We start from the raw sequence: 533 nt of genomic DNA on the forward strand, positions 1-533 counted from the left end.
TTCCGATCTTACAACCCGGAAACCGAAGCGATGACAAAGCGTGATGTAAACATGACGCCAGTACACCGTGACGCGTTCCCACCGAAAGTACGTACATACTAAGGGAGGATATGATTATGAAACTGAACTTCTCTTTGTACCGTTACAACCCGGACGTAGATACTAAGCCTTACATGAAAGAGTACACACTTGAGGTAGACGAAGGCTCAGACATGATGGTGCTTGATGCATTGATTCTGCTAAAAGAGCAAGATCCAAGCATCGCATTCCGTCGTTCTTGTCGTGAAGGTGTGTGTGGTTCTGATGGTTTGAACATGAACGGCAAAAATGGTCTGGCATGTATCACTCCATTATCGGCTCTACAAGGTGACAAGATCGTCATTCGTCCTCTACCGGGTCTACCTGTAGTGCGCGATCTTATCGTTGACATGACGCAGTTCTATGATAACTATGCGAAAGTTAAGCCTTTCTTAATTGATGACGGTGCTCTACCGCCATCACGCGAGAACCTGCAATCTCCAGATGAGCGTGCG

The 533-nt window shown here is 46.7% G+C and carries 1 protein-coding gene; it reads left to right on the forward strand.

The window, feature by feature from the left end:
* Window positions 1–116 precede the first annotated feature (116 nt).
* Window positions 117–533, forward strand: a 417-nt coding sequence (locus R8O11_RS30820; protein WP_318195336.1) for a 2Fe-2S iron-sulfur cluster-binding protein, incomplete at its 3' end; no start/stop codon positions are given.

The organism is Vibrio sp. 1288 (assembly GCF_033344475.1).